25 protein-coding genes are annotated in these 25522 nt (G+C 34.3%); 24 read left to right on the top strand and 1 reads right to left on the bottom strand.

Annotated elements, in window-relative coordinates; all coding sequences use genetic code 11:
- Positions 1–197 precede the first annotated feature (197 nt).
- From HNP25_RS14890 to HNP25_RS14880, 3 genes are read left to right on the top strand one after another with little or no spacing between them, the layout of a single operon-like run.
- Positions 198–1007, top strand: coding sequence for an MlaE family ABC transporter permease (locus HNP25_RS14890; RefSeq protein WP_184135357.1), 810 nt, complete (start codon positions 198–200; stop codon positions 1005–1007).
- Positions 994–1788: an ABC transporter ATP-binding protein gene (locus HNP25_RS14885; RefSeq protein WP_184135355.1), complete on the top strand. Its 795-nt coding sequence runs from the start codon at positions 994–996 to the stop codon at positions 1786–1788. The genes HNP25_RS14890 and HNP25_RS14885 overlap by 14 nt, the downstream gene beginning before the upstream one ends.
- On the top strand, positions 1785–2777 hold the full coding sequence (locus tag HNP25_RS14880) for an MlaD family protein (protein ID WP_184135354.1): 993 nt from the start codon (positions 1785–1787) through the stop codon (positions 2775–2777). The genes HNP25_RS14885 and HNP25_RS14880 overlap by 4 nt, the downstream gene beginning before the upstream one ends.
- Positions 2778–2793: 16 nt before the next feature.
- Here the strand turns inward: HNP25_RS14880 and HNP25_RS14875 are convergent, their stop codons facing one another.
- The gene (locus HNP25_RS14875) at positions 2794–3774 is read right to left on the bottom strand and encodes an App1 family protein (protein ID WP_184135352.1); all 981 of its coding nucleotides are present in this window, start codon (positions 3772–3774) and stop codon (positions 2794–2796) included.
- A 47-nt stretch (positions 3775–3821) separates the two neighbouring features.
- On the opposite strand from HNP25_RS14875, the gene HNP25_RS14870 reads away from it, so the two are divergent.
- The 21 genes from HNP25_RS14870 to HNP25_RS14770 all read left to right on the top strand — a co-directional run bounded on the left by HNP25_RS14870 (position 3822) and on the right by HNP25_RS14770 (position 24628).
- Entirely contained in the window at positions 3822–4727 is a 906-nt protein-coding gene (locus tag HNP25_RS14870; RefSeq protein WP_229202877.1) for a diacylglycerol/lipid kinase family protein, read from the top strand.
- A gap of 193 nt (positions 4728–4920) precedes the next feature.
- Complete coding sequence (locus tag HNP25_RS14865; RefSeq protein ID WP_184135351.1) at positions 4921–5262, top strand: cupin domain-containing protein; 342 nt, start codon at positions 4921–4923, stop codon at positions 5260–5262.
- Positions 5263–5276: 14 nt separating this feature from the next.
- Entirely contained in the window at positions 5277–5765 is a 489-nt protein-coding gene (locus HNP25_RS14860) for a response regulator (RefSeq protein WP_184135349.1), read from the top strand.
- Between the two features lie 5 nt (positions 5766–5770).
- A complete protein-coding gene (locus HNP25_RS14855) occupies positions 5771–5992 on the top strand; it encodes a hypothetical protein (RefSeq protein ID WP_184135348.1) in 222 nt (73 codons plus the stop codon).
- Positions 5993–6048: 56 nt separating this feature from the next.
- Positions 6049–6432, top strand: coding sequence for a hypothetical protein (locus HNP25_RS14850; protein ID WP_184135346.1), 384 nt, complete (start codon positions 6049–6051; stop codon positions 6430–6432).
- Between the two features lie 199 nt (positions 6433–6631).
- Complete coding sequence (locus HNP25_RS14845) at positions 6632–7699, top strand: glycoside hydrolase family 130 protein (protein WP_184135345.1); 1068 nt, start codon at positions 6632–6634, stop codon at positions 7697–7699.
- Positions 7668–10034 (top strand): glycosyltransferase, encoded by a 2367-nt coding sequence (locus HNP25_RS14840; RefSeq protein WP_184135343.1) that lies wholly within the window; start codon positions 7668–7670, stop codon positions 10032–10034. Before HNP25_RS14845 ends, HNP25_RS14840 begins: the two co-directional genes overlap by 32 nt.
- Before the next feature lie 82 nt (positions 10035–10116).
- Positions 10117–10560, top strand: a complete 444-nt coding sequence (locus HNP25_RS14835) for a hypothetical protein (protein WP_184135342.1) — start codon at positions 10117–10119, stop codon at positions 10558–10560.
- 16 nt (positions 10561–10576) lie between these two features.
- Positions 10577–10735 carry a lmo0937 family membrane protein gene (locus HNP25_RS14830; protein WP_184135341.1) on the top strand — a complete coding sequence of 53 codons (159 nt, stop codon included), beginning with the start codon at positions 10577–10579 and terminating at the stop codon, positions 10733–10735.
- Positions 10736–10762: 27 nt separating this feature from the next.
- Positions 10763–11041 carry a YtxH domain-containing protein gene (locus tag HNP25_RS14825; RefSeq protein ID WP_184135339.1) on the top strand — a complete coding sequence of 93 codons (279 nt, stop codon included), beginning with the start codon at positions 10763–10765 and terminating at the stop codon, positions 11039–11041.
- A gap of 76 nt (positions 11042–11117) precedes the next feature.
- Positions 11118–11591, top strand: coding sequence for a Dps family protein (locus HNP25_RS14820; protein WP_184135337.1), 474 nt, complete (start codon positions 11118–11120; stop codon positions 11589–11591).
- 67 nt (positions 11592–11658) lie between these two features.
- Complete coding sequence (locus HNP25_RS14815; RefSeq protein WP_184135336.1) at positions 11659–12099, top strand: sll1863 family stress response protein; 441 nt, start codon at positions 11659–11661, stop codon at positions 12097–12099.
- A 31-nt stretch (positions 12100–12130) separates the two neighbouring features.
- Entirely contained in the window at positions 12131–12772 is a 642-nt protein-coding gene (locus HNP25_RS14810) for a porin family protein (RefSeq protein ID WP_184135334.1), read from the top strand.
- 252 nt (positions 12773–13024) lie between these two features.
- Positions 13025–14116 (top strand): AI-2E family transporter, encoded by a 1092-nt coding sequence (locus HNP25_RS14805; protein WP_184135333.1) that lies wholly within the window; start codon positions 13025–13027, stop codon positions 14114–14116.
- Between the two features lie 17 nt (positions 14117–14133).
- Positions 14134–16644 (top strand): cation-translocating P-type ATPase, encoded by a 2511-nt coding sequence (locus HNP25_RS14800; RefSeq protein WP_184135331.1) that lies wholly within the window; start codon positions 14134–14136, stop codon positions 16642–16644.
- Between the two features lie 253 nt (positions 16645–16897).
- The gene (locus tag HNP25_RS14795) at positions 16898–17620 is read left to right on the top strand and encodes an imm11 family protein (protein WP_184135329.1); all 723 of its coding nucleotides are present in this window, start codon (positions 16898–16900) and stop codon (positions 17618–17620) included.
- A gap of 421 nt (positions 17621–18041) precedes the next feature.
- Positions 18042–19334, top strand: a complete 1293-nt coding sequence (locus tag HNP25_RS14790) for a DUF4861 family protein (protein ID WP_184135327.1) — start codon at positions 18042–18044, stop codon at positions 19332–19334.
- Positions 19335–19593: 259 nt separating this feature from the next.
- A complete protein-coding gene (locus HNP25_RS14785; RefSeq protein WP_184135326.1) occupies positions 19594–21093 on the top strand; it encodes an ankyrin repeat domain-containing protein in 1500 nt (499 codons plus the stop codon).
- A 144-nt stretch (positions 21094–21237) separates the two neighbouring features.
- A complete protein-coding gene (locus HNP25_RS14780; RefSeq protein ID WP_184135324.1) occupies positions 21238–21723 on the top strand; it encodes a DUF2271 domain-containing protein in 486 nt (161 codons plus the stop codon).
- 14 nt (positions 21724–21737) lie between these two features.
- Positions 21738–23927, top strand: a complete 2190-nt coding sequence (locus HNP25_RS14775) for a PepSY domain-containing protein (protein ID WP_184135322.1) — start codon at positions 21738–21740, stop codon at positions 23925–23927.
- 173 nt (positions 23928–24100) lie between these two features.
- Positions 24101–24628, top strand: a complete 528-nt coding sequence (locus tag HNP25_RS14770; RefSeq protein ID WP_184135321.1) for a MepB family protein — start codon at positions 24101–24103, stop codon at positions 24626–24628.
- Positions 24629–25522 lie beyond the last annotated feature (894 nt).

Here is a 25522-nt window from a genome sequence, read left to right as displayed (position 1 = left end):
ATTAAAACCTTAAATAACATAACGACACAAACATGCACTTATTCAGAAAACCAGTGAATCATGAAACTTTATTCCAGAATTATGTAACATCTGCAATGTAAAAGCAATACATCTTTGTAATTAGGATGAATACTCTGAAAAACATAGCGTTTTGCTAACAAATTTACTGTTAGGAGTGATGTTGCCCTTTGAGTCCTATGAAAACAAATACCGTAAAGTCAAAAATTTTGGATGAACAAAAATATGTTATCTCAAAAAAGGTAGATGCCTTTTTTACAGATATATACAATGTTTATATGTTTATTCTTCGTTTTTTCAAAGAGGCTTTTTCCCCTCCTTTTGAATTCAAAGAAATTATAAATCAATGCTATTTAGTTGGTTATAAATCGCTTGCTTTAATTTCACTAACAGGTTTTATTACGGGTATTGTTTTTACCAAACAGTCCCGTCCATCGCTGTCAAATTTCGGAGCAACATCTTGGTTACCATCGCTCATTTCTATTGCTATCGTCAAAGCCCTAGCCCCACTCGTTACTGCCTTGATTGCTGCGGGAAAAGTAGGCTCTAACATGGGTGCAGAGTTGGGTTCTATGAAAGTAACAGAACAAATTGATGCCATGGAGGTATCGGCAACCAATCCCTTCAAATACTTGGTTGTAACCCGAATCACAGCCGTTACACTCATGATTCCCATTTTGGTTTTATACACTGGTTTTGTGGGAATGATGGGTTCGTACCTAAATATTCACCAAACAGAACTCACCAGTTTTACGGCATTTTTTAAAAGTGCTTTTGCAAGTATTACATTTTTGGATATTTATGCTTCAATTTTTAAAGCTTTTTGCTATGGTTTTACCATTGGTGTAGCTGGATGTTTTCAAGGTTATTATGCTCAAAATGGTACGCAAGGTGTGGGTAGAGCCGCCAATTCTACGGTAGTATTATCTATGTTTTTGATTTTTGTGGAAGAGATGATTATTGTTCAGTTTGTAAATGCAATTAGGTAAAAATGAATTAATGAACGAAAAGATTTTAGATAACGAAGCCGTAATTGTAATCAAAGGTTTGAAGAAATCATTTGATACGCTGAAAGTACTTGATGGTATTGATTTCAGCCTTTTCAAGGGCGAAAACATTGCTGTACTTGGGCGTTCGGGAAGTGGTAAATCTGTATTAATTAAAATAATTTCAGGATTATTGAAACCTGATGCTGGTGTTGTAAAAGTACTTGGACAAGAAGTTGATCAACTGAGTTTGGTTGAATTACAAGCATTAAGGATGAAAATTGGTTTTTCTTTTCAAAATAGTGCATTATACGATAGCATGAGTGTAAGAGGAAATCTTGAATTTCCTTTGGTAAGAAATAAGCGAGATTTAAGCAAAACGCAAGTTAATAATGCCATTGAGGAAGTACTTCATGAAGTAGGATTATCTCAAGCGATTAATCAAATGCCTTCTGAACTTTCTGGCGGACAAAGAAAACGCATCGGCATTGCACGTACATTAATCCTGAAACCAGAAATCATGTTGTACGACGAACCTACTGCTGGATTAGACCCGATTACTTCTATCGAAATCAATAATTTAATTTTAAAAGTGCAGCAAGAATACAAAACCAGTTCCATTATAATCACACATGACCTTACTTGTGCTAAAACAACAGCCAACAAAATAACGATGATTCAAGAAGGTAAATTTCTAACCATGGGGAGTTTCAAGGAAGTATTTAATACGCAAGATGCCAGTCTAAGAAGTTTTTATGACTATAACTTTATCAACGACAAATGAAAATATTGAAAAATAACCGCCCTGTTGTAGTAGGAATATTTATCCTGTTGGGTATTGTAATTTTATTACTCACTTTGTTTACCATTGGCGGACAGAAGGAAACTTTTGTAAAATCGTTTACCCTAAATGCTATTTTTAATGATGTTGGAGGCTTGTCGGTTGGTGCAAATATCTGGTTTTCAGGCGTAAAAGTAGGAACAGTAAAGAAAATTGGTTTTCATGGCAATTCGCAAGTACAGGTTACGATGAATGTTGAGAAAGATGCAGAAGCCCATATTCGGAAAGATGCGAAAGCCAAAATTGGCTCAGATGGCTTAATCGGTAATAAAATAATCATTATTTATGGCGGTAGTATTACATTACCACAAGTAGAAAAAAATGATTTTTTAAAAGTAGAAGATGCCCAAAGCACTGACGATATGTTGGCGACTTTACAAGTAAATAACAAAAATTTGGTTGCTATTACCAGCGATTTTAAGAGTATCAGTCATAAAATAAACAGTGGTGAAGGTAGTTTAGGAGCTTTACTGAACGACCCAAGTTTTGCGATAAAACTGAACAAAACAGTAGAAAATCTTCAAACAACGGCTACTAATCTCAAAACTGTTTCAGAAAATAGTAAAAGTACGATGGCTAATTTTCAGGAATTCTCTGGAAAAATTAACCGTCCAGGTAATTCAATCAATGATTTTGCAAGCGATACCATTGTCTATAATAGGATTGTTGGCACAGTTTCGCAATTGCAAAATGCCGCTACTTCAGTAAGTAGATTTACGGCTAATTTAAAAATGGTGAGCGAAAAACTGAACAGAAAAAACAATGCCGTAGGCGTGTTACTCAACGATTCTGCATCGGCAACTTCGATAAAAATGACCATCAAAAACCTAGAAACCAGTAGTAAAAAATTAGATGAAGACCTTGAGGCAATCCAGCATAATTTTTTATTAAGAGGTTTTTTCAAGAAAAAAGAGAAAAATAAAGAAGAATAAATTAACGCTTTGAAATTTAAACAATTAGTCCAATTGATTTCGCATGAAGAATAGCTTCGTCAGTATGGTCAAATTGACAAGTATAAATGGCTTTATTCTCAATCGACTTCATTAAAGATGAAGTCACTCCTACTTTTTTAGGACTAACATTTCTAATATAAATCGCCAATACTCTTTCTGGATATTTATTAGCAATTATGGCATAAATAGCGGGGTCTTTTTGCGAATTATCACCCAGTAACACAAATCTTTGTTTAGGAAAAGCTTCAAATATTCTTACTACTCTAATCAATTTTCCTTGGTGTTTGGTTTTTCCTGTTTTTAATAATTGATACCAACGCTTTATCTCATTCAATAAAAATACACCTTTGGGTAATTGGTTATGTTTGAAAAATACATTCAAATCATCATACAAATTCCATTCGCTACTGGAAACATAAAAGAAAGGATTCAATAAACTTGGTTCGGTATGAGCCAACGAAAGTAATTTGTAGAACTTTACGACATCAGCAAAAGTTTTTCGACTCAATGGGTTTTTAGTAAACATTACTCTTAACTTTTTACCAGTAGAAGCAGAATGCGAAACCAGTACGGTATCGTCGATGTCAGAAATAAATCCATATTGAGTAGCCTCTGGCACAAAAATTTTCCCAAAGCCTGTTGTCAATATTGTATCTTCAGCATTTATTAAATCTACCATTATCTCATGCCAACCTGCAGAAATTTTGTTGGTAGATTTCCACTCAAACTTAAAAAAACCATCTTTGGCTGTGGTGGTATAAAAAAACTGTGTTCCCCATCGTAAACGAACCAGCACACCAGCAACTGGTTTTACAGAAAATATTTTGATTAAATGTTTTATATTCGATAGAACACCGTTACTTGTGGATGCCTTTGGCTGTTTTCCTGCTAAAACATGGCCATAAACAACAAGGTTATCTTGATGTCCATATCCATGATATACTTTTACAGTGGCTTGGTATGATTTTTTAGTCATAGTAATACAAAATTGAAAGGTACTAAAATAGATTGCATCATGCAATTATGAATAAATGGTTTATGCTTGAGAAAGATACCCTTAAAATACTCTTTATCGTCAATACTGGTGCCGGGAGTAGCTCCAGAGATTGGTCTTTATTAATCACAGAATACTTTGTCTTAAAAAAGACAATCATTGAAATATATGATTTACAAAAGAATTGTACCACAGAAGGCATCAAAGAAAAAATTGCTCAGTTTGTCCCTAGCCAAGTAGTAGCGGTTGGCGGTGATGGAACAATAAAATTAGTAGCAGAATCTTTGATTCATAGCCATATTCCATTGGGAATACTTCCAGCAGGTTCGGCAAATGGCTTGGCGAAGGAATTGGGCATCAGTAATAATCCTGAAAAAGCTTTAGAAACTTTACTGACTGGCACAACAAAAAAAGTACATTTAATCAATATCAACGAGCAGTTATGTATTCATTTAAGCGATATTGGACTGAATGCTTACGCCATGAAAAAATTTAAGCATCAAGGCGTTAGAGGAATGTGGGGCTATTTAATAGCATCATTAAAAGTACTCTGGCAAAATCCATTGATGCAAATAGCCATAGAAACCAATGGCGAAATACATCAACTAAAAGCAGAAATGATTGTGATTGCCAACGCCACACAGTACGGAAGTGGAGCTGTGATTAACCCAATCGGGAAACTAGATGATGGGCTGTTTGAAGTGGTAGTGTTGAAAAAAATATCTGCTTTAGAAATCTTTAAAATGACTTATTTGAAAGGTGAGTACGATACTGAAAAAACAGCAATTTTTCAGACAAAATCACTCAAAATGCGTTCAGTCAAAAAAGTGCATTTTCAAATAGACGGTGAATATTTGGGCAAGGTAAAAGAAGTACATGCCAATATTATTACGGATGCTCTTGAAATTATTGTTCCTGATACTGATATGGACTGAAAAGAACACTCTACATCTTATCAATTCGTAAATAATTGATAATAAACTAGTTAATAATACTCAATACTTTTGTCGTTTCAAAAAACAAAACCTGTGAATGATGCAAGTTATTTAAAAAGTTGTGTAACACTTCATATCTAAGTTTTTGCCACCTTTGTATTAGATAGTTCAAACAGTTAAAAACGGCAAGAAAATGGAAAACTCTGAATTACAAAAAGCAAAGGCTCACATCATCGTTGAAATCGTAGAATACATACCCAATGCGGTAGTAAGTAAAACAATTGTCAACAAAACTACTGGTAATGTAACGGTTTCATCCTTGGATGCAGGAGAAGAATTATCTCCCAAAACACTTCCTTACGATACTTATATCCAGATTATTGATGGTTCAGCGGAAGTTGAGATTAATGATAAAGTCTTTAAGCTAAAGCTTGGAGAAGGTATTATTATTCCCGCCCATGCAAAGCACTGTTTTAATGCCAACGTACAGTTCAAAATGATTTCAACCATTATTAAAAGCGGTTATGAAGATTAATTGGCTACTTATGTATGAAAACGACCAAAAAAGTATTTCTGATTGAAGATGATCAAGATGACCAGTGGTTTTTTAAAGATGCCCTGAGTAAGATAAACAAAGTGTGTTTTTGGGGATTAGCCCAAAATGGAAATGAGGCTTTAAAACAATTAAAGGAAGCTGATTTACTCCCTGACATCATTTTTTCAGACGTCAATATGCCCATTATGGGAGGAGTAGAATGTTATATGAATATTTTGAAAAATCCTGAAACTAAAAATATTCCAGTGGTTTTTCTGACAAACGATATGTCTAACATTGAAAAGGTACTTCAACTTGGTGCCTGTGCATTTATCAATAAGCCTTCCGATGAAAAAACACTTCGGCTAAAAATCCAACAGGTTATTCGACAAGAATTTTACATTAACCCATTTGCTACCAATAATTATTTACAAAGTTCTTTTAAGGGATTGGGTTTAGCACAAAATGTACAAATTCCAAAACCTTTGAATGTTAATATTTAAACATAATGAAAACGGTTCATGAATTAAATGACGAAATACTCAAGATTACGATGTTGATACAAGAGAAGTTCCCAGAGTTATCAAAATATGTAACTGAAATGCCTGTAAGTATTCCGGATGTTGAAAATCCTGAGGTAAATCAAAAAAACCTCCAAGAATATTATGAATCACTATTAGCATTAATGAAAAAATATAATACCAATCACAATCGTGGGAATATTGAGTAAAAAAAGACTGTTTAAGCTCTAAACCTTTTTTTAACAATCTCAACGTATAATCAATAATGACTACAAAGAAAAAATTAGGCATTTGGATGGATCATTCCACAGCCAATTTAATGGAATACAGTACTATTTTCATTGAAACGACAACGATAAAGTCTGATTTTACACATCAAGAAAAAGAGGAGACTTTAAACAAAAGTGAAAATATAATGCACAACAAGGAACAACACCTTGAAATGGATTATTATAAAAGACTATCAGCAGAAATCATCAAATATGATGAAGTACTACTTTTTGGCCCAACCAATGCAAAGGTTGAACTATTTAATATTTTGAATGAAGACCAACGTTTTAAAAATATTAAAATTGAGGTTCGTCCAAGTGATAAACTGACCGATAATCAACAAGTGGCTTTTGTAAGAAATTACTTCACCAGACTTTGATTTAATAAATAATCAGCAAGGATATGTCGAAAGAAAAAGAGGGTAAAGAAAAAACAGGAAAAAAATCTCCTGTAAAAAACCTAAAAGAAAAAAGAGAGGATAAAGCTGCCAAACGCAAAGAAAAAGTGAATGAAGCTTAACGATAAGTTTTACTGACATCTTACAGCCTTATGTATTTATATGTAAGCTCCCAGTATTTATGATAGAAGTAATAAAAACGGGTATTCTTTTAGAGAAAACCACATTAGGCTTTGAAAACGAAGGAGTCCTCAATCCAGCAATATACAAAGATGGTGACTATGTACATCTTTTTTACAGAGCCGTTAGTAAAGGTAATTTTTCAAGTATTGGATATTGCAAATTAAAAGGGCCTTTGGTTGTGGAGTCTCGTTCAGAATCACCAATACTTTTCCCACAATTCGAGTATGAGTCGCACGGTGTTGAAGACCCACGGATTGTAAAAATAGATGATTTATATTATCTGACTTACACAGCTTACGATGGCGTAAATGCTTTAGGGGCTTTGGCTACTTCTACAGATTTAATACATTTTGAAAAAAAGGGAATCGTTGTTCCACAAATCACTTATGATGAATTTAGGCAACTTTCAGAAGCAAAAAACGCATTAGACGAAAAATATCCAAGATATAATCAACACCTTGGAATTGTTGAAAAAGATGGTAAGGAAATGCTACTATGGGATAAAAACCTAATATTTTTTCCTAGAAGAATAGAGGATAAACTTTGTTTTTTACATCGTATCAAACCAGATATTCAAATTGTAGTCGCTATCAATCATTTGGAAGACCTTACTGATGAATTTTGGCAACAGTACTTTTTGCATCTGGACGAAAACATTGTGCTTACCCCAAAATTCGACCATGAGGTAAGTTATATCGGAACGGGCTGTCCGCCAATAGAAACAGAACATGGTTGGGTATTGATATATCACGGAGTTCAAGATTCTATAAAGGGTTATGTATATTCGGCTTGTGTGGCATTGCTCGACTTACAAAACCCACAAAAAGAAATAGCTCGTTTACCTTATCCATTATTCAAGCCAGACCAAGCTTGGGAGCTTAACGGAGAAGTAAATAATGTTTGTTTCCCGACAGGCACAGCCTTGTTTGGTGATACCCTCTATATTTATTACGGTGCTGCCGACGAACAAATAGCCTGTGCATCAGTGAGTTTAACCGCCTTGTTAAAAGAGTTAATGATTAACACACAAGAAAATGACAAACCAACCAAGCTCCAATCACCATAAATTTCAATCTCCGCTAGGATTTAATAATCTTCTGGAGGATGGAATTTTTCATCCAGAAAGCAAAGGTAAAGCCTTGCCAGAAATACTTTTTATTACTTCTTTCCCCCCTCGTGAATGCGGTATTGCTACATATTCGCAAGACTTAATCAAAGCCCTAAATAATAAGTTTAATCATTCTTTCAACATCAGTATTTGTCCGTTAGAATCTGAAAACGAAAAGCATACATATTCAGAAGAACACAAGTATATTCTTGAAACCGAAAGTGAAAACTCTTTTACCAAATTAGCATTTAGGATTAATAAAAATGATGACATCCAGATGGTGATGATTCAGCATGAATTTGGATTTTTTGAAAAAAACGAAATCAATTTCAATACTTTTCTAAAAGCATTGACTAAACCTGTTGTGATTGTTTTCCATACAGTTTTACCAACGCCGAATTCAAGTTTAAAGGAAAACGTACAACAGATTTCAGCCATCGCTACTTCAATTATCGTGATGACGAATACTTCGGCAAAAATTCTGATGAGCGATTATGATGTTACGGAAGAGAAAATCACAGTGATTCCCCATGGCACACATTTGGTGCCTCATTTAGATAAAGGAGTGCTTAAAAATAAATACAACCTGACAGGCAGAAAAGTACTTTCAACTTTCGGTTTGTTAAGTTCAGGAAAGAATATCGAAACAACTTTGGATGCCATGCCAGCCATCGTGAAAGATAATCCAGAGGTACTTTTTCTAATCATTGGCAAAACGCATCCATCGGTGCTAAAACGAGAGGGCGAACGTTACAGAGAATATTTAGAAGCAAAAGTTGATGCCCTTTCTTTGCAAGAAAACGTAAGATTTATCAATCAGTTTTTACCCTTGCCCGAATTACTAGAATATTTACAATTAACAGATATTTATCTTTTTACTTCAAAAGACCCCAACCAAGCAGTAAGTGGCACTTTTTCTTATGCCATCAGTTGCGGTTGTCCGATTATCTCAACGCCCATTCCTCATGCTCGTGAAGTATTAAAAAATGATGCAGGCGTAATTATTGATTTTGAAAACTCTCATCAATTAGCTCATGCGGTTAAAAGTTTATTAGCCAATGAAGCCCTTAGAAAAAAAATAAGCTCAAACGGTTTGCACAAAATGGCATCAACCGCTTGGGAAAATGCAGCCATTGCTCATGCCATTTTGTTTGAAGAAATCGGTTTGGCACAAATTACTTTACAATATAATTTGCCCGTTCTTAACCTCGACCATATCAAAAAGCTAACAACTGACTTTGGAATGATACAGTTTTCTATCATCAATCAGCCAGATATTGATTCGGGTTATACCTTAGACGATAATGCTAGAGCGATGGTAGCGATGTGCCAACATTATGAATTGACAAATGATAGAGCCGATTTGGAGTACATCCAACGCTACTTCGATTTTATTAAATTCTGTTTACGAACTGAAGGCTTTTTTTTAAATTATGTCAACGAAGATAAAAAATTTACAGAACAAAATTACGCTACAAACCTAGCTGATTCTAATGGAAGGGCTATTTGGGCTTTGGGTTTCTTGATTTCCAAAAGTTCAATCCTTCCAGCAGAATTGGCAAAAGATGCTGATGAAACCCTGCAAGAAGCATTAGAGAATGTTCAAAAAATATTTTCTACTCGTGCAATGGCATTTGTTATCAAAGGATTGTACTATCGTAATACCCATCATAAATCAAAGAAGAATGTTTTGCTTATAAAAGAACTAGCAGATAGATTACTTCAAATGTATAGACATGAAGCCGACCATCAGTGGAAGTGGTTTGAAAGCTACCTTACTTATGGCAATAGTATTTTGCCCGAAGCCATGCTTTGTGCCTATTTAGCTACTGCTGAAGCTGTGTATATGCAAGTAGCTAAAGCTTCTTTTGATTTCCTTTTATCTAAAACGTTTAGTCAATACCGTATTAAGGTGATTTCTAACAAATGTTGGCTGAATAAAGTAGATGACCATTTACAAAATGTAATTGGGGGCGAACAACCAATTGATGTTGCTTATACTATTTTAGCCCTGAATAAATTCTATGAAGTCTTCAAAGAAGAAGAATATTTGGATAAAATGAAAATTGCTTTCAACTGGTTTTTGGGCAATAATCATTTGCATCAAATTATTTATAATCCTTGTACAGGCGGATGTTATGATGGCTTAGAAGAAAATTATGTAAACCTAAATCAAGGGGCAGAATCAACAGTGAGTTATTTAATGGCTAGGCTAACGATTGAAAAAGCACTTCAAAAAAATAAGCCTACTAAACAACCAAAAGAGTGGCAATTAATATTGACACTTGCTTAGCAATTGTTTGATAAGTTTTTAATTATTTATACGCCTTTTTCTTTTCACTTTATAAAACATTTTATTCTTAAAAATTAATATCATGAAATTAACAAACATTCATTTCCCTTCAAGAAACATACTCTTAGGGCTTTTTGGTATCATTATAATTTCAATGTTTACGGCTTGTAGTAACAAAATCAATTTCTTGAATTCGTCGGTAGTACCGGCAGCCAGAGGCACTGTAAATATTACGAAAGACCATAATAAAAACTATGTAATAAAAATCGACATCTATGATTTGGCAGAGGTAGAACGCCTACCAGCACCTAATCATACTTATGTTGTTTGGATAGAAACTAATGAAGGACTGATTAAAAATATCGGACAAATAAAAAGTTCAATGGAAGGACTTTTCTCGAAAAATTTAAAGGCTAGTTTTGAAAGCGTTACTTCCTTCAAACCAGAAAAGGTTTTTATTACTTCTGAGGATAATGCCGATATACAGTTTCCAAGTTCACAAATTGTATTGACAACTAAGTATTAATTTAAAAATCAAAACCATGAATAATATTCTCTATTTCATCGCTGCTATACTAATCGTTTTTTGGTTACTGGGTTTTATGCTGTTTAGTCTAGGGATTATTATTCATATTTTGCCAGTTGTAGCAGTTATTCTTATAATCTTACGAATTATGCAAGTAGATAAGGAAACCAAATAATACTTCACACAATTAAAAAACATCTTGATGAAATCGAAAAAAATATTATTGACAATCCTAGCAAGTGTTGCTTCGGGAGTAATCATCGGGATGCTATTTGCTCCGAAAAAAGGTGCAAAAACTCGCAAAATGATTTTACAAGGCGGAGAAGCGTTAACAGATGCTTTCAAACAAAAATTGAATAGTATTTCAGAATCCATTGCTGAGGGCTACGATATTACCTTGGATAAAGCTGACGCTTTGGTAGAAAATGGAAAAGGAAAATACGATAACGTGGTAAAGGAAATCAAAAAAGTTACTACCTAACAAATTATTGATTTGGGTGACTAATAAAGTGTTTCTCTGCATCTCAAACGTATCCAATAAACAAATCAAAAAATATATGAAACCGCAAATAGGTGTTTTAGCCGACAATCTTAGTAAAAGTATTGAGATATTATCTGTCATTTTATCAGACGAAATGACACTGTATATCAAAACTAGAAAATTCCATTGGAATGTGGCTGGAGAGAGTTTTATGGAACTTCATAAACTGTTTCAAAGCCAATATTCAGAACTTGAAGAAACCGTTGATTTGGTAGCAGAACGCATCGGTAAATTGGGCGGAAATACGATAGGAAGCATGAAAGAGTTTCTGGCTATTACTCGCTTGAAAGAATCGACGGGCGATTCTCCTTCGCAAAATGAGATGCTTAAAAATCTATTGAGCGACCACGAAAGTATCATCATTGAATTAAGAAAAGATGTTGCTCTTTTTGGGACTGAAAACAACGATATTGGAACGATTGATTTCCTCACTGGATTGATTCAACAACATGAAACAACCGCTTGGGTTTTGAGGCGATACCTCAAATAAGCCATAAAGAAACACTTAATCAAAAATTAAAATTTACATTAAATAAACAATTCAAAAATTCATTCAAATGAAAAAAACAATCTTATTAATAACGGCTTTCACTTTAACGACGGCATTTTTCACAAGCTGTAACAGTCCTGAAAAAAAAGTAGAAAATGCTCAAACAGAAGTAGTTGAAGCAAACAAAGATTTAATAGATGCCAATCAAGCATATCTTGATGACGTAGAAAGCTATAAAGTAACAACAGCTGAAAGAATTGCAGCAAACGATAAAAGTATCGCAGAATTCAAAGTTAGAATTGATAAAGAGAAAAAAGAAGCCAAAGCAGATTACTTGGAAAAACTGACAAAGTTGGAGCAAAAAAATACTGACTTAAAAAAGAAAATGGACGATTACAAAGATGATGGCAAAGAAAATTGGGATAAATTCAAAGCAGAATTTAATCATGATATGGATGAACTAGGTGAAGCTTTCAAAGATTTAACCGTTAATAATGTGAAGAAGTAAACAGTCTTTTTATTTCTCCGTATCAAAAATCATGAAAAAAAGACTCTTTGGCTTGATAGTTTTGGCTATTATCTCACAACAGAGCTTTGCACAAAATGGCGATACAGATTTGCGAGCATCCTTACAATTTGGGTTAAAAGCCGGAGTAAATTATTCAAACGTGTATGATATTCAAGGAGAGAATTTCAAGGCAAATGCTAAATTTGGTTTTACCTCGGGAGCTTTTGTGGCTGTTCCATTCGGAACATTTTTAGGAATTCAGCCAGAGTTTATACTTTCCCAAAAAGGTTTTCAAGCAACAGGCTTAATTTTGGGTAGTTCTTACGACCTCACTCGTACCACTACTTATTTAGACATTCCTTTGTTTTTTGCTTTTAAGCCTTTTAACCATTTGAGCATTCTTTTAGGGCCGCAATTTTCTTATTTGTTGAAAGAGAAAAATGTATTCACGAATACGTTAACGAGTGCTCAACAAGAAAAAGAATTTACCAACGATAACATTCGAAAATTCACCTTATGCTATTCGGGCGGTGCCGATTTAAAGTATGATCGTTTTGTATTGAGTGCCAGAGTTGGCTGGGATGTGTTGAACAATAATGGAGATGGCACTACATCCACACCACAATACAAAAATGTGTGGTTTCAAGCTACAGTAGGCTTTCAATTCTTATGATTTAATCAAGTAAAACCCTAGAAGATGTTGGTCACAAACCTCACTTTTAGGGCTTTTATTTTTGCATTAAAACGCAATCTGCTTTTTTCAGTATTTTTTTCCTGATAAATCATCCAAAAAACATCTTAAAATGACCATTATAAATATGATAAGCCCTAAATATTTTGAAAATTGCAAAGCAATTACTGCTACTGAAATTTTCTTATGAAACCCAAGTAATTCATCTGACTATTTGTTAACCAAAAATTTAATATGACCATTACCAATACTTCTATTATCAAAAAAATTGCACTTATCTTCCTCGTTATTGCAGGTTTAATTTTTGCTAAAGCCTTTTTGATACCTTTGTTTATCGGCAGTATTTTGGCTACACTTTTTATTCCTTTTAGTAATTTTCTTGAAAAATATGGTATCCCAAAAGTACTAGCCGCTTTTATTTGCTTGCTAACTTTGATATTTATCATGTCGGGATTAGTGGCTTTACTTGCTTGGAAAATAGCAGAATTAGTCAACGACGTTGAACTGATTAAACAAAAAGCGATTACTTCTGGCATCATTGCCCAAGAGTACATCTTTAATCATCTTGGCATTTCGGTTGAACAACAATCTAAAATATTGAAGCAAGAACAACCTTCACTCAGCAGTATTATGCAAGTGACATTTTCTTCGATTACTTCATTAATTACCAATCTCATTTTATTACTTGCCTACGTTTTTTTCCTTTTATATTATCGAAATCATATCAAACATTTTTTTCTAAAATTAGCAAAACCTGCTCAACAAGAAGAAATGAGCCAAATTCTTGGTAAAGCCACTCATGTTTCACAACAATACTTATTCGGTTTATCAAAAATGATTGTCTGTTTATGGATAATGTACGGCATCGGTTTTAGTATTTTAGGCGTAAAAAATGCCATCTTTTTCGCCATTCTTTGTGGTTTGTTAGAAATTGTACCCTTCGTCGGAAATATCACGGGTACAACGCTTACGGTTTTGGTAACGGCTTTGCACGGTGCACCTATTTCGGTGCTTGGCGGTATTGTAGCCGTTTATGGTACTGTTCAATTTATACAAGGCTGGGTGTTAGAACCACTTATTTTAGGGCCACAAGTAAAAATCAATCCGTTGTTTACCATCATTGCTTTAGTCGTTGGCGAACTGATTTGGGGCATTCCAGGAATTATTTTGGCGATACCGTTAACAGCCATTCTAAAAATTGTTTGCGACCATATCGAAACGTTGAAACCTTATGGCTTTTTGATTGGCGAAATTGAATATGAAAACAAAGAGAATACTTTGTTAAAAAAACTAAATCAAAGTATATTAAAACTCCGTAAGAAATAATAAACGAAGCGTTCAACATGATAATAGATGATTTTGAAATAAAAGGTTTAACATCGACTGAAGTCGAAAAAGCCAGAGAAAAATTCGGTAAAAATCTATTAGACTATAAAAAAGAAAGTGGTTTTTGGTTTGCGTTAAAAAGTTTAGTGCAAGAACCCATGATAATTTTACTGTCTGTAGCAGCCAGCATTTATTTTATAAGTGGAAGTATTGGCGATGGACTTTTCTTATCGTTCGCCATTGTTTTTGAAGCCGCAATTTCTCTATATCAAGATTCAAGAAGTAGAAATGCCCTAGAAAAGCTCAAGGAATTCAGCGAGCCTAATTGTAAAGTAATTCGGGATGGTGAACAAATAGAAATCAAAAGTGAAGATTTGGTAGTAGGCGACAGCCTGATTGTGGAAGAAGGCACTGCCATTCCTGCTGATGGATTTATTGTACATTCAAATGATTTTTCGGTAAATGAATCTATTCTTACTGGTGAATCTTTGGCAGTGATAAAAGATGTAGCCCCTGAGAATAACCAGATTTTTAAAGGTACTCATGTAGCAAGTGGATTGGCATTAGCTACGATTACTCATATTGGCAATGCCAGTAAATTAGGAAAAATCGGAAAAAGTATTGAGAGTATTCAAGAAGAAAAAACACCGTTAGAATTACAGATTAACAATTTTGTCAAGAAAATGGTAATTATTGGCACCATCGTTTTCTTGATTGTTTGGTTGATTAACTATTTGAATTCTAAAGCTATTTTAGATAGTTTACTCAAAGCACTGACTTTAGCAATGAGTATCATTCCAGAAGAAATTCCTGTTGCTTTTACAACCTTCATGGCTTTGGGTGCTTGGCGTTTGATGAAAATGGGCATCGTTGTAAAGCAAATGAAAACGGTAGAAACACTTGGTAGTGCAACCGTGATTTGTACCGATAAAACTGGAACGATTACTGAAAACAAAATGACGCTCGCCAAACTTTTTGTTTTATCAACACAAAAAATAATTGATTTAAAAGAAGAAGTACTTTCGGAAGAAGAAAAAGAATTGATACAACAAGCCATGTGGGCAAGTGAACCCATTCCATTCGACCCTATGGAAATTGCTTTGCACAAAGCCTATGAAAACTTTACTACTCATGATGAAAGAGTAAATTTTAAATTGGTGCATGAGTATCCTTTGGCTGGAAAACCACCAATGATGACGCATGTTTTCGAAAACAAAGAAGGCAAACGAATCATCGCCACAAAAGGTGCAGCCGAAGCCATTATGCGAGCTTCTGATGTTAATCCTCAACAAAAAATAGCCATTGAAGAAGCCATCAAAACGATGACTCAAGATGGTTATAGAGTATTGGCAGTTGCCATAGCGAACTTTGAAGGAGAGGATTACCCTCAACATCAAGAAGATTTTAATTTTGAATTAAAAGGTATTGTAGCCTTTTATGACCCACCCAAAAAGAATATCCAACAAGTACTTGAGAAATTTTATGATGCAGGAATCGCCGTAAAAATTGTGACAGGCGATAATGCCGCAACCACCGCCGCAATTGCGAAGCAAATCGGTTTTAAAGGTTATGAAAAGAGTATTACGGGAGATGAATTGATGCAGTTATCCGAAGAAGAATTGGAAAAGAGTGTCATAGAGAACCAAGTATTTAGTAGGATGTTCCCAGAAGCAAAACTGAAAATTATCAATGCTTTGAAAGCACAAAATGAAATTGTGGCGATGACAGGCGACGGAGTAAACGATGGGCCAGCCTTAAAAGCTGCCCATATTGGTATTGCGATGGGTAAAAAAGGAACTGAAATTGCCAAAGAAGCTGCTTCGCTGATTCTATTAGAAGATGATTTATCAAAAATGGTTGATGCGGTGGCGATGGGCAGACGAATTTATACTAACCTTAAAAAAGCGATTCAGTACATAATCTCTATTCATATTCCAATCATCCTGACGGTTTTCATTCCCTTGGCTTTGGCTTGGGTTTATCCAAATATTTTTTCACCAGTACATATTATTTTCTTGGAGTTGATTATGGGGCCAACCTGCTCAATCATTTATGAAAATGAGCCTTTAGAGAAAAATTTGATGAATCAAAAACCTCGCCCGATGACTACTTCTTTTTTTAGCTGGAAAGAACTAGCAACAAGTATTATTCAAGGACTTTTTATTACCGTCGGAACACTTTTTACTTATCAATACGCAGTTCAAAATGGTTATGATGAAGCTGTTACTCGCACCATGATTTTTACGGTTTTAATTACAGCAAATATTTTTTTAACCCTTATCAATCGTTCTTTTTATTACTCTATTATTACAACTTCAGGCTATAAAAACAATTTAGTACTCATTATTATCAGCATCACAATTACGATAATGGCTGCTTTACTTTTCATTCCATTTCTGACAAAATTCTTTGATTTTGAACCACTTAGTTTCAATCAACTTATAATAAGCATCCTTATTGGTTTTACGAGTGTGATTTGGTTTGAAGGCGTAAAATGGTACAAACGCAGGAAAACATTAGCAGTGTAATATTATTAAAATAAACATGAGTCATCCCGAATTTTCTCTCATGCTTGGCAAAGTGCAATAGCATTTTATAAAGCGTTGGATAGGTAAAATTCGATACCTGTTATCAAAATGGACTTTTTGTACCAAGCTGAGTGTGAAGATCTATTTCTTTAGGGTCGTAGGAATGCTTCGCTTAACCTACGAACAGACTGAGATGCTTATAATGATTGGAAAAACTTAGGAAGTCCAAAACTAAACGAAGCTTTTAGGTAAAATGAAAAACACACTAGATTATAGAGTCTTGACTAGCAGTTCTGATTCAAAAATTACGGGAATTAGAAATGATAACGACCAAACATGGTTTGATGATACATTTTTAAAAAATCATAAAACCTATAAAATGATTTTCTATAAAAATGACTCTTGGAATAATTATTGGTGGGAGAATTGGACTACTTGGAATAAGTATGGTATGGTCTTAAAAGATGTTAAAATGGAAAAGACATCTAAACATACAGATTATCTGTCATCTGGTCTACGACGTGGTTTTTTTGTAAGTCAAGCATTCAGAGAGGTATTAGAATCATGTAATTTGCCCAATCATCAATTTTTTGAAGTTACTTTTAATCAATCTGGTAAAGAAATTAACAATTACTGGTGGTTTTGCTATGATATGGAAACTGGAGAACATACTATAGATTTTTCTAAGTGTGAATATGATTTTACATATCATCATAGAATGGATAAATTGAGTTCAAATACCAATATAAAGACGTATTCTGAATATATGGATATATTTTATTCAACAGGTGCGGCTCTAAAAACTACAAAATTAGTTTTTAATAAAAACTTTAATACTGAATTAGATTTATGGGCAACACAGTTCTTGACTAATGAAATTTATATATCAAAAAGATTATGGGATAGATTAATATTAAATAATTTAAATGGGTTTGATATATCATATCCTGTATTTGAGATAGAGTTTTCGGAATAGATTCCCTCATTCCCTGTTGGTTTAAGTGGTAAGCGAAACGTCCTTTGTACCTAAAATAGATTCAGTTTTAAATGAACAAAAGCTCTACAACATAGTAGTGTTCGCCAATCTCAGATTGGCAAAATGCAACAGCATTTTATAAAGCTCTCCCTGGTCGTTGATTAATCGAAGCGTTCCTACTGTCATTAACAGAAAATTAAATAGTTACTAATATATCCATCTAAATGTTTAGTGGAGTAATCAAATTTAATTTAGGATATTTTTTGCTTTATAATTATAGTTATGTTAAGTAATATATTACAATTTAAAACACCGTTTGCATCACAGCAACAAATTGAAAGACTATTCCTGCAATTATATTGAAAATGGAAGGAATGGATTTATTTTTACGAATTCAACTCTTAAAATTAAATTATTCAATATGAACAAATTTGTTGCACTAACACTTGCCTCTATCGTTAGCTTGAATGTTTTGGCTCAGAAAAGTCAATCTGGAAACAGCATTACTTTAACTAATCAAACTAAAATAGATTTAGTAGAAAAACCTGTAAGTATATCAGTAAAAAAATTTCAATCTAAAATTGACAAGCATCTTTTTCCACAGATTTTTGATACAAAAGGAAAAGAAATACCTTCACAATTAAATGATTTAGATGGCAATGGACAGTTTGATGAGCTATTTTTTGTAGCAGATATTCCTCAAAAATCTAGCATACAACTAACGCTTAAATGGACAAGTATTCAGCCTAGTTATCCTATCAAAACAAGCGTGCGTTTTGGAAAAAGAAGTTCGAAAAATACACCTGTAGAACCCAAAACTAGCGATACTTTTTATGCCAATCAATTACCTAAAATTATCGGTTATCAGCCTTATCAAACCGACGGGCCATCATGGGAAAACGATAAAGTAGCTTTCCGTCATTACTTTGATGGTAGAAATGCGAAGGATTTATTCGGGAAAAGAATTTCTGCCATTTCTCCAGAAAATGTTGGAATTTCTGAAACGGGTGCCGTTCAGGATAATTATCATGTTTTGAAAGATTGGGGGCGTGATATTTTACCAGCAGGTAATACCGAAGGACTTTCGGTTGGTCTTGGTGGTGTGGGTTTATTAATCAACAATCAACTTTATAGAGTTGGAGTAACAGCAAACGATACTGTTCACAATGTAGAAGCAACTGATTTTAAGATTATTAGTGAAGGTGCTGTAAAGTCACAGATTCGTTTGGATTATCATAACTGGAAACCTACTACTGAAAGAACTTACCAATTATCTGAAAAACCAACTATTTGGCCAGGCATGTATGCGTATCAGAATACTGTAAAATTTTCAGGATTGAAAGGAGATGAAACGCTGGTAATTGGTCTGTCGAAAGTAGCGACGAATCATCCCGTAACGGAAATTAAGCAAGGAAAATTTATAGCACTTTACACGCATGATGCACAAAGTTATAACAAAGAGTTTATTATTGGATTAGCCATTATTGTACCTGCGGAAGCGTATCAAGGCTATGGAGAATCACCTAAAACTGGCTCTTTTGCATTGAGTTATTATGCGAAATTAGCCTTAAAAAATAATAGTAGTTTGCGTTATTATGCCGTAGGTGCTTGGGAATTAGCCCATGAGTGTTTCAAAACTGAAAAATGTTTTGAAGATTATCTCAAAAAACTAATGACTCAATTGAATGCTGAAGTTTCTATTAAGGTTAAGTAAATAATCGTTTGAGCTAAATTACAAAAGTTATTTATTCTTTCTTTTGAGTACGGACTTTGATTAAAATAGCTATCATTTCTTTGGCTTAAATCATTTTAATGCGATTCTTTTTCTATTTCAATTTTTTAATAAAAAGAAACTCACTACTTTTACGATAATTTATAATCAGTCTAAATAAATGACCTTGATTTTACTATTTAATTGTTGAGTAGTCTAAGTCGTTTTAATTATCATTAAACAAGTATTTCAAAATATTATCATGAAAAAACTAATCATTGCATTATTTACAGTTGTTTCATTCACGGCAAAATCGCAACAAAATGTGCTGTTAGATCAGTCATTCTGGAAAAACCAACCTAGCGTAAGTGCGATTAAGGCTGAAGTAGAGAAAGGTAATAATCCGTCGCAACTAAATGCTATGTCTTTTGACCCAGTAGTGATGGCAATTAACGCTCAAGCACCTAATGAGTCTATCAAATATTTATTATCTCAGGCTGGAAATACAACCGATAAATTAACTCACGATGGTCGTACTTACTTGCACTGGGCTGCTAGTAAAGGCAATGTAGAAATTATGGAGTTTTTAGTAGCAAAAGGTGCAAAAGCGAATGTGGAAGATAGCCACGGTTTTACGCCTTTAAACTTTGCAGCTACAGGCGGACAAACGAATACTCAAGTTTATGATATTTGCTTACGTAGTGGTGCTAATTTGAAAAAAGACCTAAACCATGACGGAGCAAATGCACTTTTATTGGCTGTGGCAAATGACAAAGACCTTGTGTTGACCAACTATTTTGTATCAAAAGGACTTGATTTAAAAAGTATTGATGCTGAAGGAAACAACGCTTTTGCTTATGTAGCCAGAAGTGGAAATATCGCTGCAATGAAAACCTTATTAGAAAAAGGAGTTAATGCTACTGACCAAGCGTTTATTATGGCGGCACAAGGTAGTCGTAGAGGTGCAAATACCATAGAAGTATATCAATTTCTTGAAAGTTTAAAATTAAAACCAACGGCTATTAGCAAAAGTGGAGAAAATGCACTTCATTTTATCGTGCGTAAACCTAAACAAAATGATATTATCGCTTATTTTTTAGCAAAAGGTGTTGATGTTAACAAAGCTGACAATGATGGTAATAACGTTTTCATGAATGCTGCTTCGTCAAGTCGTGATACAAGTACTTTGAGCTTGTTGCTTCCTCATGTAAAAAATATCAATCAAGGTAATTCAAAAGGGGTAACGGCTTTGGCGATGGCTGTTCGTAGTAATTCACCAGAAATTGTACAATATTTACTAAACAAAGGTGCTTCGGTAAATGTAACTGATAATAATGGCGATAACCTTGCCGCTTATCTTGTTCTGTCGTACAGTAGCGGCGAAGGTCGTCAAGCATTTAATGGACCTAAATCAGAAGACTTCGATACAAAATTGAAAGTGCTCCAAGAAAAAGGTTTTAATGTGAAGACTCCACAAAAAAACGGCAATACTTTGTTTCATTTAGCGATTGCTAAAAGTGATTTATCTTTGTTAAAGCGTATTCAGGCAATGGGTGTGGATATAAATGCTAAAAATAGCGAAGGACTTACCGCTTTGCACAGAGCTGCAATGATTGCCAAAGACGATGCTATTTTAAAATACCTTTTATCAATTGGTGCGCAGAAGGAGTCTGTTTCCAATTTTAAAGAAACAGCTTTTGACTTAGCCAGCGAAAACGAAACTTTAGCTAAAAATAAAATATCTATCAACTTTTTAAAATAAGTTAGTGAGGTATTGAGTGAGTTAGTGAATTGTGAATGAGTGATTTATCGTAATTATTTATCGATTAAATATTTAAAATACTAATCACTTACTCGTTATTCACTAACTCACTAATTCACAACTAACTCAATCACTCAATAAAACATGCGTAATTTCTGTAAAATTGGCTTATTTGTTATCTTATTAAGCCTTGTTCAATCTTTTACTTCATCAGCTCAAACTACTAAGTACAAATGTATGATTCAGATGACCAATTATATGGGCGAAGGTGCATACATCGTTGTATCTATCGTAGATGCAAAAGGTGGCTACGACAAAACTTTGTTCGTGTTGGGTGCTGATAAAAAATGGTATAAAAGTTTAAAAGAATGGCATAAAGCTTATGCTAAAAAACCAAGTAATATTAGTGCTATCACAGGAGCTTCGGCGGCTGGTGGCGATAGAAGTGTGGTAGAACTTGACATTGAAAATTCAAAACTTAATTCAAACTATAAATTACGCTTTGAAAGTGCGGTGGAAGACAAACCGTATTATGTCAAAGACCTTGAAATTCCATTGACAACAGCAGGACTTTCTGCTAAAAGCGAAGGCACAGGGTATATCCGCTATGTGCGTTTTAGTGCTAACTAATCAGGTATCAATCTATGACAATTTCAATCTGGAGATACAGCCACTTAATACTGGCTGTATCTTCTTTTTTATTCCTTACTTTGGCTTCAATAACGGGTGTAATTCTTGCTTTTGAACCTATCGTCGATACAGCAAATACACATCAAGTAGCTGATTTTAAAAGCATTACTTTATCACAGACGCTTCCACAATTAAGAAAGAAATATCCTGATATTAGCGAGTTAAGTGTGGATACTCATCAATCGGTCATCATTAAAGGCAGTAACATCGACGGCAACAATAAGGCAGTTTATGTAAATCCGCTCGATGGCAAAGTACTGGGTATTCCTTCGCCCAAAAATGAGTTTTTTCAGTGGACAACTGATTTACACCGTTCGCTTTTTATCCACGAAACGGGTCGTTTTTTGATTGGCTTAACGGCTTTTTTATTACTCCTGATTAGCATTTCGGGAACGATACTTATCATTCAAAGACAGAGAGGTGTAAAAAGATTTTTCACCAAAATCGTCAAAGAGAATTTTGCTCAATATTACCATGTAGTGTTAGGACGCTTGTCGCTGATTCCGATATTAGTGATTGCTCTGACGGGAACGTATCTTTCTTTGGTAAGATTTGAACTTATCAAAAGTGAAAAAGTATCCTTACAAGTAGATTTTGATGCCATCAAATCTTCGCCAGCACAAAAGCCCGAAGATTTTGCCATTTTTAAAAATACCAAACTTTCGGAAGTAGAAAGTATTGAATTTCCTTTTTCGGAAGATGTAGAGGATTATTATACTTTCAAATTAAAAGATAGAGAATTGGCAGTCAACCAAATTACGGGTGAAATTCTGGCAGAAAAACAGTATCCAACGGCTCAGTTATTGACCAATCTTAGTCTTGATTTGCATACGGGCAGAACGGGTTTTCTGTGGGCGATTATTCTGGCAATTGCTTCATGCAACATTTTGTTTTTTATTTATTCTGGCTTTGCGATTACTTTTAAACGAAAAGCAAAAGGTATCAAAAACAAGTACAGTGCCGAAGAAAGTAAATTTATCATTTTGGTAGGTTCTGAAAACGGAAGTACTTTACAGTTCGCTTCGTCGGTTCATGAGCAATTGATTCAAAGCGGTGAAAAATCATTTTTGGCTGAAATGAATCAGTACCGAGTATTTCCCAAAGCCGAACATTTATTGGTAATGACAGCCACTTATGGTTTGGGCGACGCTCCGACCAATGCCCAAAAATTTGCTTCATTACTCACAAAATATCCACAAACTAATCCAATTCATTTTTCAGTTTTAGGCTTTGGTTCGCACGCTTATCCAGATTTTTGTCAGTTTGCTTTTGAAGTAAACCAATTATTGCATCAGCAAAATTGGGCAAAACCTTTGGTGGGCATTCATACCGTTGCCGATAAATCGCCAGCCGACTTTGGTTTATGGGCAGAGGCTTGGTCACAGCAAACAAACTTGGCGATTTCTTTGAAAATTGAAAGTCCTAAAGTAGAAGAAATGAGTACTTTAAAAGTACTTCACCATACAAAAGATGCTTTTTCGGAAGATACTTTTATGCTTCGTCTTGTTCCGCAAGAAAAAGTAAAAGTTACTTCTGGAGATTTATTGGCGATTTATCCAGCCAAGGACCACCGAGAAAGATTGTATTCGATTGGATTGATTGATAAAGAAATTCAGTTGAGTGTTAAACTTCATCTCAATGGTTTAGGCTCAAATTACTTGTATAATTTGAATGTAGAAGAAACGATTTCTGCCAAAATCGTAAGAAATAAAGCTTTCCATTTTCCTAAAAAAGCGAGTTTCGTGATGATGATTTGTAACGGAACAGGTATTGCTCCTTTTCTAGGCATGATTAGCCAAAATAAAAAGCAGATTCCTTCACAGCTTTATTGCGGTTTCCGTAACAATACTTCTTTAGAAATTTACCAAGCATCGCTTAAAGCATTTCAAGAAAATCAGCAATTACAACAACTGCATATTGCTTTATCAAGAGAAGGAACGAAACAATATGTAGGTGATTTAGTAAAACGAGATGCTGAACAATTTGCAGAGGTTTTACAAAACAAAGGCGTAATTATGATTTGTGGCTCGCTTGCCATGCAAAAAGATGTGGTTGAAGTACTGGATACTATTTGTCAGGAAAAAATGGGGAAAAGTATAAGTTACTTCCAATCGCATGGACAGATTTTGATGGACTGTTATTGATTGAGTGAATGAGTGAATTAGTGAGTTGTGGATTAGTGATTTCATAAATCCTTCATAAATAATCATGGCATGACTATTGGGTTGTTTTGAGCATAAACAAAATGCAGTTAGTCATGCCATGAGTAAAAAGAGTAACCTACTGAATTAGTCTTTGAAGAAACTGATTGAACAAGATGGAAACAGATAATACTTTGACACTACCTACTCTATTTTATAGCGAGCTAAAAGTTGTGAAAGAATTAGTGTATGATAAATGTGGTTTGGATTTGACCAACTTGAAGCAGCATTCGGAAAGTGCAGCATACGGAGCTTGTTCATTCAAACTAAATGGCAAGGAAATACAATTTCGTGTATCTAAAATTACTCCGACAAAAACAGGGCAGTTTGTTGCTATTTGGAAAAGAAACAAAGACGGTATAACAGCACCATATAACACTACTGACGACCTTGACTTTATCATAATTACCTCAAAAAGCGGAGACAACTTTGGACAATTTATTTTCCCAAAATCAGTTTTAGCCGAGCATGGAATACTAACAAATGATGGTAAAGAGGGAAAACGTGGCATTAGAGTCTATCCCCCTTGGGACCTTGCGACGAATAAACAAGCAGTAAAAACACAAAGTTGGCAATTAAAATATTTTTTGCCTATCAATGAAAACAACCAATACTCAGTACTCAAAGACATTTTTAATATTTAGTAGTTGGGAAGAATGTTTACACTAACAAGAGTTACTCCCCTTACCATTATCGCCCCATGTAACGAGATCCTCCTATTTTCGATTTGCGGTTTTCTTCGTATATATACGGAAAATTGCGTGAAAAAGATAGACAAACCTATCTCCGAGATAGGACATCCTATCTTTTTCACGCAAAAAACCGCAAGAAAGACTCGGCAACCTATCTTTTAGATAGCTCGTCCTATCAAAAAGATAGGTTCTTCCATCTCGGAGATGGATTGATGGTTCTTTTAGATAGATTTGCCTCTCCTAATCACTCATGGCATGACTTCACTTCATTTGGAAAATAAACAACTCTTTGCTAGTCATGCCATGAGTTGCATCTTCAAGAGGAGTAAAAAATATCGTTTGATAAATTTTTGGGAGAAAGCTTGGGGTGAAAGGTTAATTTTAGTTTTTAATTTGATACTTTAGGGTTTGAAAGATTATCAATTTTGACAGTATAAAAGTATTACAATTACCGACCGCCTCAACTTAACGATTCAACTACAAAAAATGAAACATCCTTTTGAAAATAATCTAAATGATTTTTACGAATATTTATTACTAGGACCTTTAACAGCAGTTTACTCGGCTAAGAGAAAAAATGAGACTAATGTCGTAAAGGAATTCTCAAACTTACTAATTGATAAATTTGCTATTCACTCTTCATCCTTCTTTCACTTATCGAAAGGTATTATAGAACTGAAAAAATCTAACGAAAAGGTGAAAATGAGAGCTTTCGACTTATTTACAGTTAACTCTACACTTAGGACAATGATCAGGTTGAACGCATTTAAAAATGCGAGTTATTTATAAAATTAGGAACTTTGTCAGATGAACTGGCAAACTTTCTTTCAAGACATTCCCGATTTT

Origin of the sequence: Arcicella rosea (assembly GCF_014204325.1) — a bacterium.
In the GTDB taxonomy this organism is placed as follows: domain Bacteria; phylum Bacteroidota; class Bacteroidia; order Cytophagales; family Spirosomataceae; genus Arcicella; species Arcicella rosea_A.
This window is presented reverse-complemented; position numbering and strand designations above follow the sequence as displayed.

Bases quoted from the DNA above. Each gene is read 5' to 3' on its own strand.
- HNP25_RS14890 (WP_184135357.1), top strand. From the start codon at position 198: ATGAAAACAAATACCGTAAAGTCAAAAATTTTGGATGAACAAAAATAT.
- HNP25_RS14885 (WP_184135355.1), top strand. From the start codon at position 994: ATGCAATTAGGTAAAAATGAATTAATGAACGAAAAGATTTTAGATAAC.
- HNP25_RS14880 (WP_184135354.1), top strand. From the start codon at position 1,785: ATGAAAATATTGAAAAATAACCGCCCTGTTGTAGTAGGAATATTTATC.
- HNP25_RS14875 (WP_184135352.1), bottom strand. From the start codon at position 3,774: ATGACTAAAAAATCATACCAAGCCACTGTAAAAGTATATCATGGATAT.
- HNP25_RS14870 (WP_229202877.1), top strand. From the start codon at position 3,822: ATGAATAAATGGTTTATGCTTGAGAAAGATACCCTTAAAATACTCTTT.
- HNP25_RS14865 (WP_184135351.1), top strand. From the start codon at position 4,921: ATGGAAAACTCTGAATTACAAAAAGCAAAGGCTCACATCATCGTTGAA.
- HNP25_RS14860 (WP_184135349.1), top strand. From the start codon at position 5,277: ATGAAAACGACCAAAAAAGTATTTCTGATTGAAGATGATCAAGATGAC.
- HNP25_RS14855 (WP_184135348.1), top strand. From the start codon at position 5,771: ATGAAAACGGTTCATGAATTAAATGACGAAATACTCAAGATTACGATG.
- HNP25_RS14850 (WP_184135346.1), top strand. From the start codon at position 6,049: ATGACTACAAAGAAAAAATTAGGCATTTGGATGGATCATTCCACAGCC.
- HNP25_RS14845 (WP_184135345.1), top strand. From the start codon at position 6,632: ATGATAGAAGTAATAAAAACGGGTATTCTTTTAGAGAAAACCACATTA.
- HNP25_RS14840 (WP_184135343.1), top strand. From the start codon at position 7,668: ATGACAAACCAACCAAGCTCCAATCACCATAAATTTCAATCTCCGCTA.
- HNP25_RS14835 (WP_184135342.1), top strand. From the start codon at position 10,117: ATGAAATTAACAAACATTCATTTCCCTTCAAGAAACATACTCTTAGGG.
- HNP25_RS14830 (WP_184135341.1), top strand. From the start codon at position 10,577: ATGAATAATATTCTCTATTTCATCGCTGCTATACTAATCGTTTTTTGG.
- HNP25_RS14825 (WP_184135339.1), top strand. From the start codon at position 10,763: ATGAAATCGAAAAAAATATTATTGACAATCCTAGCAAGTGTTGCTTCG.
- HNP25_RS14820 (WP_184135337.1), top strand. From the start codon at position 11,118: ATGAAACCGCAAATAGGTGTTTTAGCCGACAATCTTAGTAAAAGTATT.
- HNP25_RS14815 (WP_184135336.1), top strand. From the start codon at position 11,659: ATGAAAAAAACAATCTTATTAATAACGGCTTTCACTTTAACGACGGCA.
- HNP25_RS14810 (WP_184135334.1), top strand. From the start codon at position 12,131: ATGAAAAAAAGACTCTTTGGCTTGATAGTTTTGGCTATTATCTCACAA.
- HNP25_RS14805 (WP_184135333.1), top strand. From the start codon at position 13,025: ATGACCATTACCAATACTTCTATTATCAAAAAAATTGCACTTATCTTC.
- HNP25_RS14800 (WP_184135331.1), top strand. From the start codon at position 14,134: ATGATAATAGATGATTTTGAAATAAAAGGTTTAACATCGACTGAAGTC.
- HNP25_RS14795 (WP_184135329.1), top strand. From the start codon at position 16,898: ATGAAAAACACACTAGATTATAGAGTCTTGACTAGCAGTTCTGATTCA.
- HNP25_RS14790 (WP_184135327.1), top strand. From the start codon at position 18,042: ATGAACAAATTTGTTGCACTAACACTTGCCTCTATCGTTAGCTTGAAT.
- HNP25_RS14785 (WP_184135326.1), top strand. From the start codon at position 19,594: ATGAAAAAACTAATCATTGCATTATTTACAGTTGTTTCATTCACGGCA.
- HNP25_RS14780 (WP_184135324.1), top strand. From the start codon at position 21,238: ATGCGTAATTTCTGTAAAATTGGCTTATTTGTTATCTTATTAAGCCTT.
- HNP25_RS14775 (WP_184135322.1), top strand. From the start codon at position 21,738: ATGACAATTTCAATCTGGAGATACAGCCACTTAATACTGGCTGTATCT.
- HNP25_RS14770 (WP_184135321.1), top strand. From the start codon at position 24,101: ATGGAAACAGATAATACTTTGACACTACCTACTCTATTTTATAGCGAG.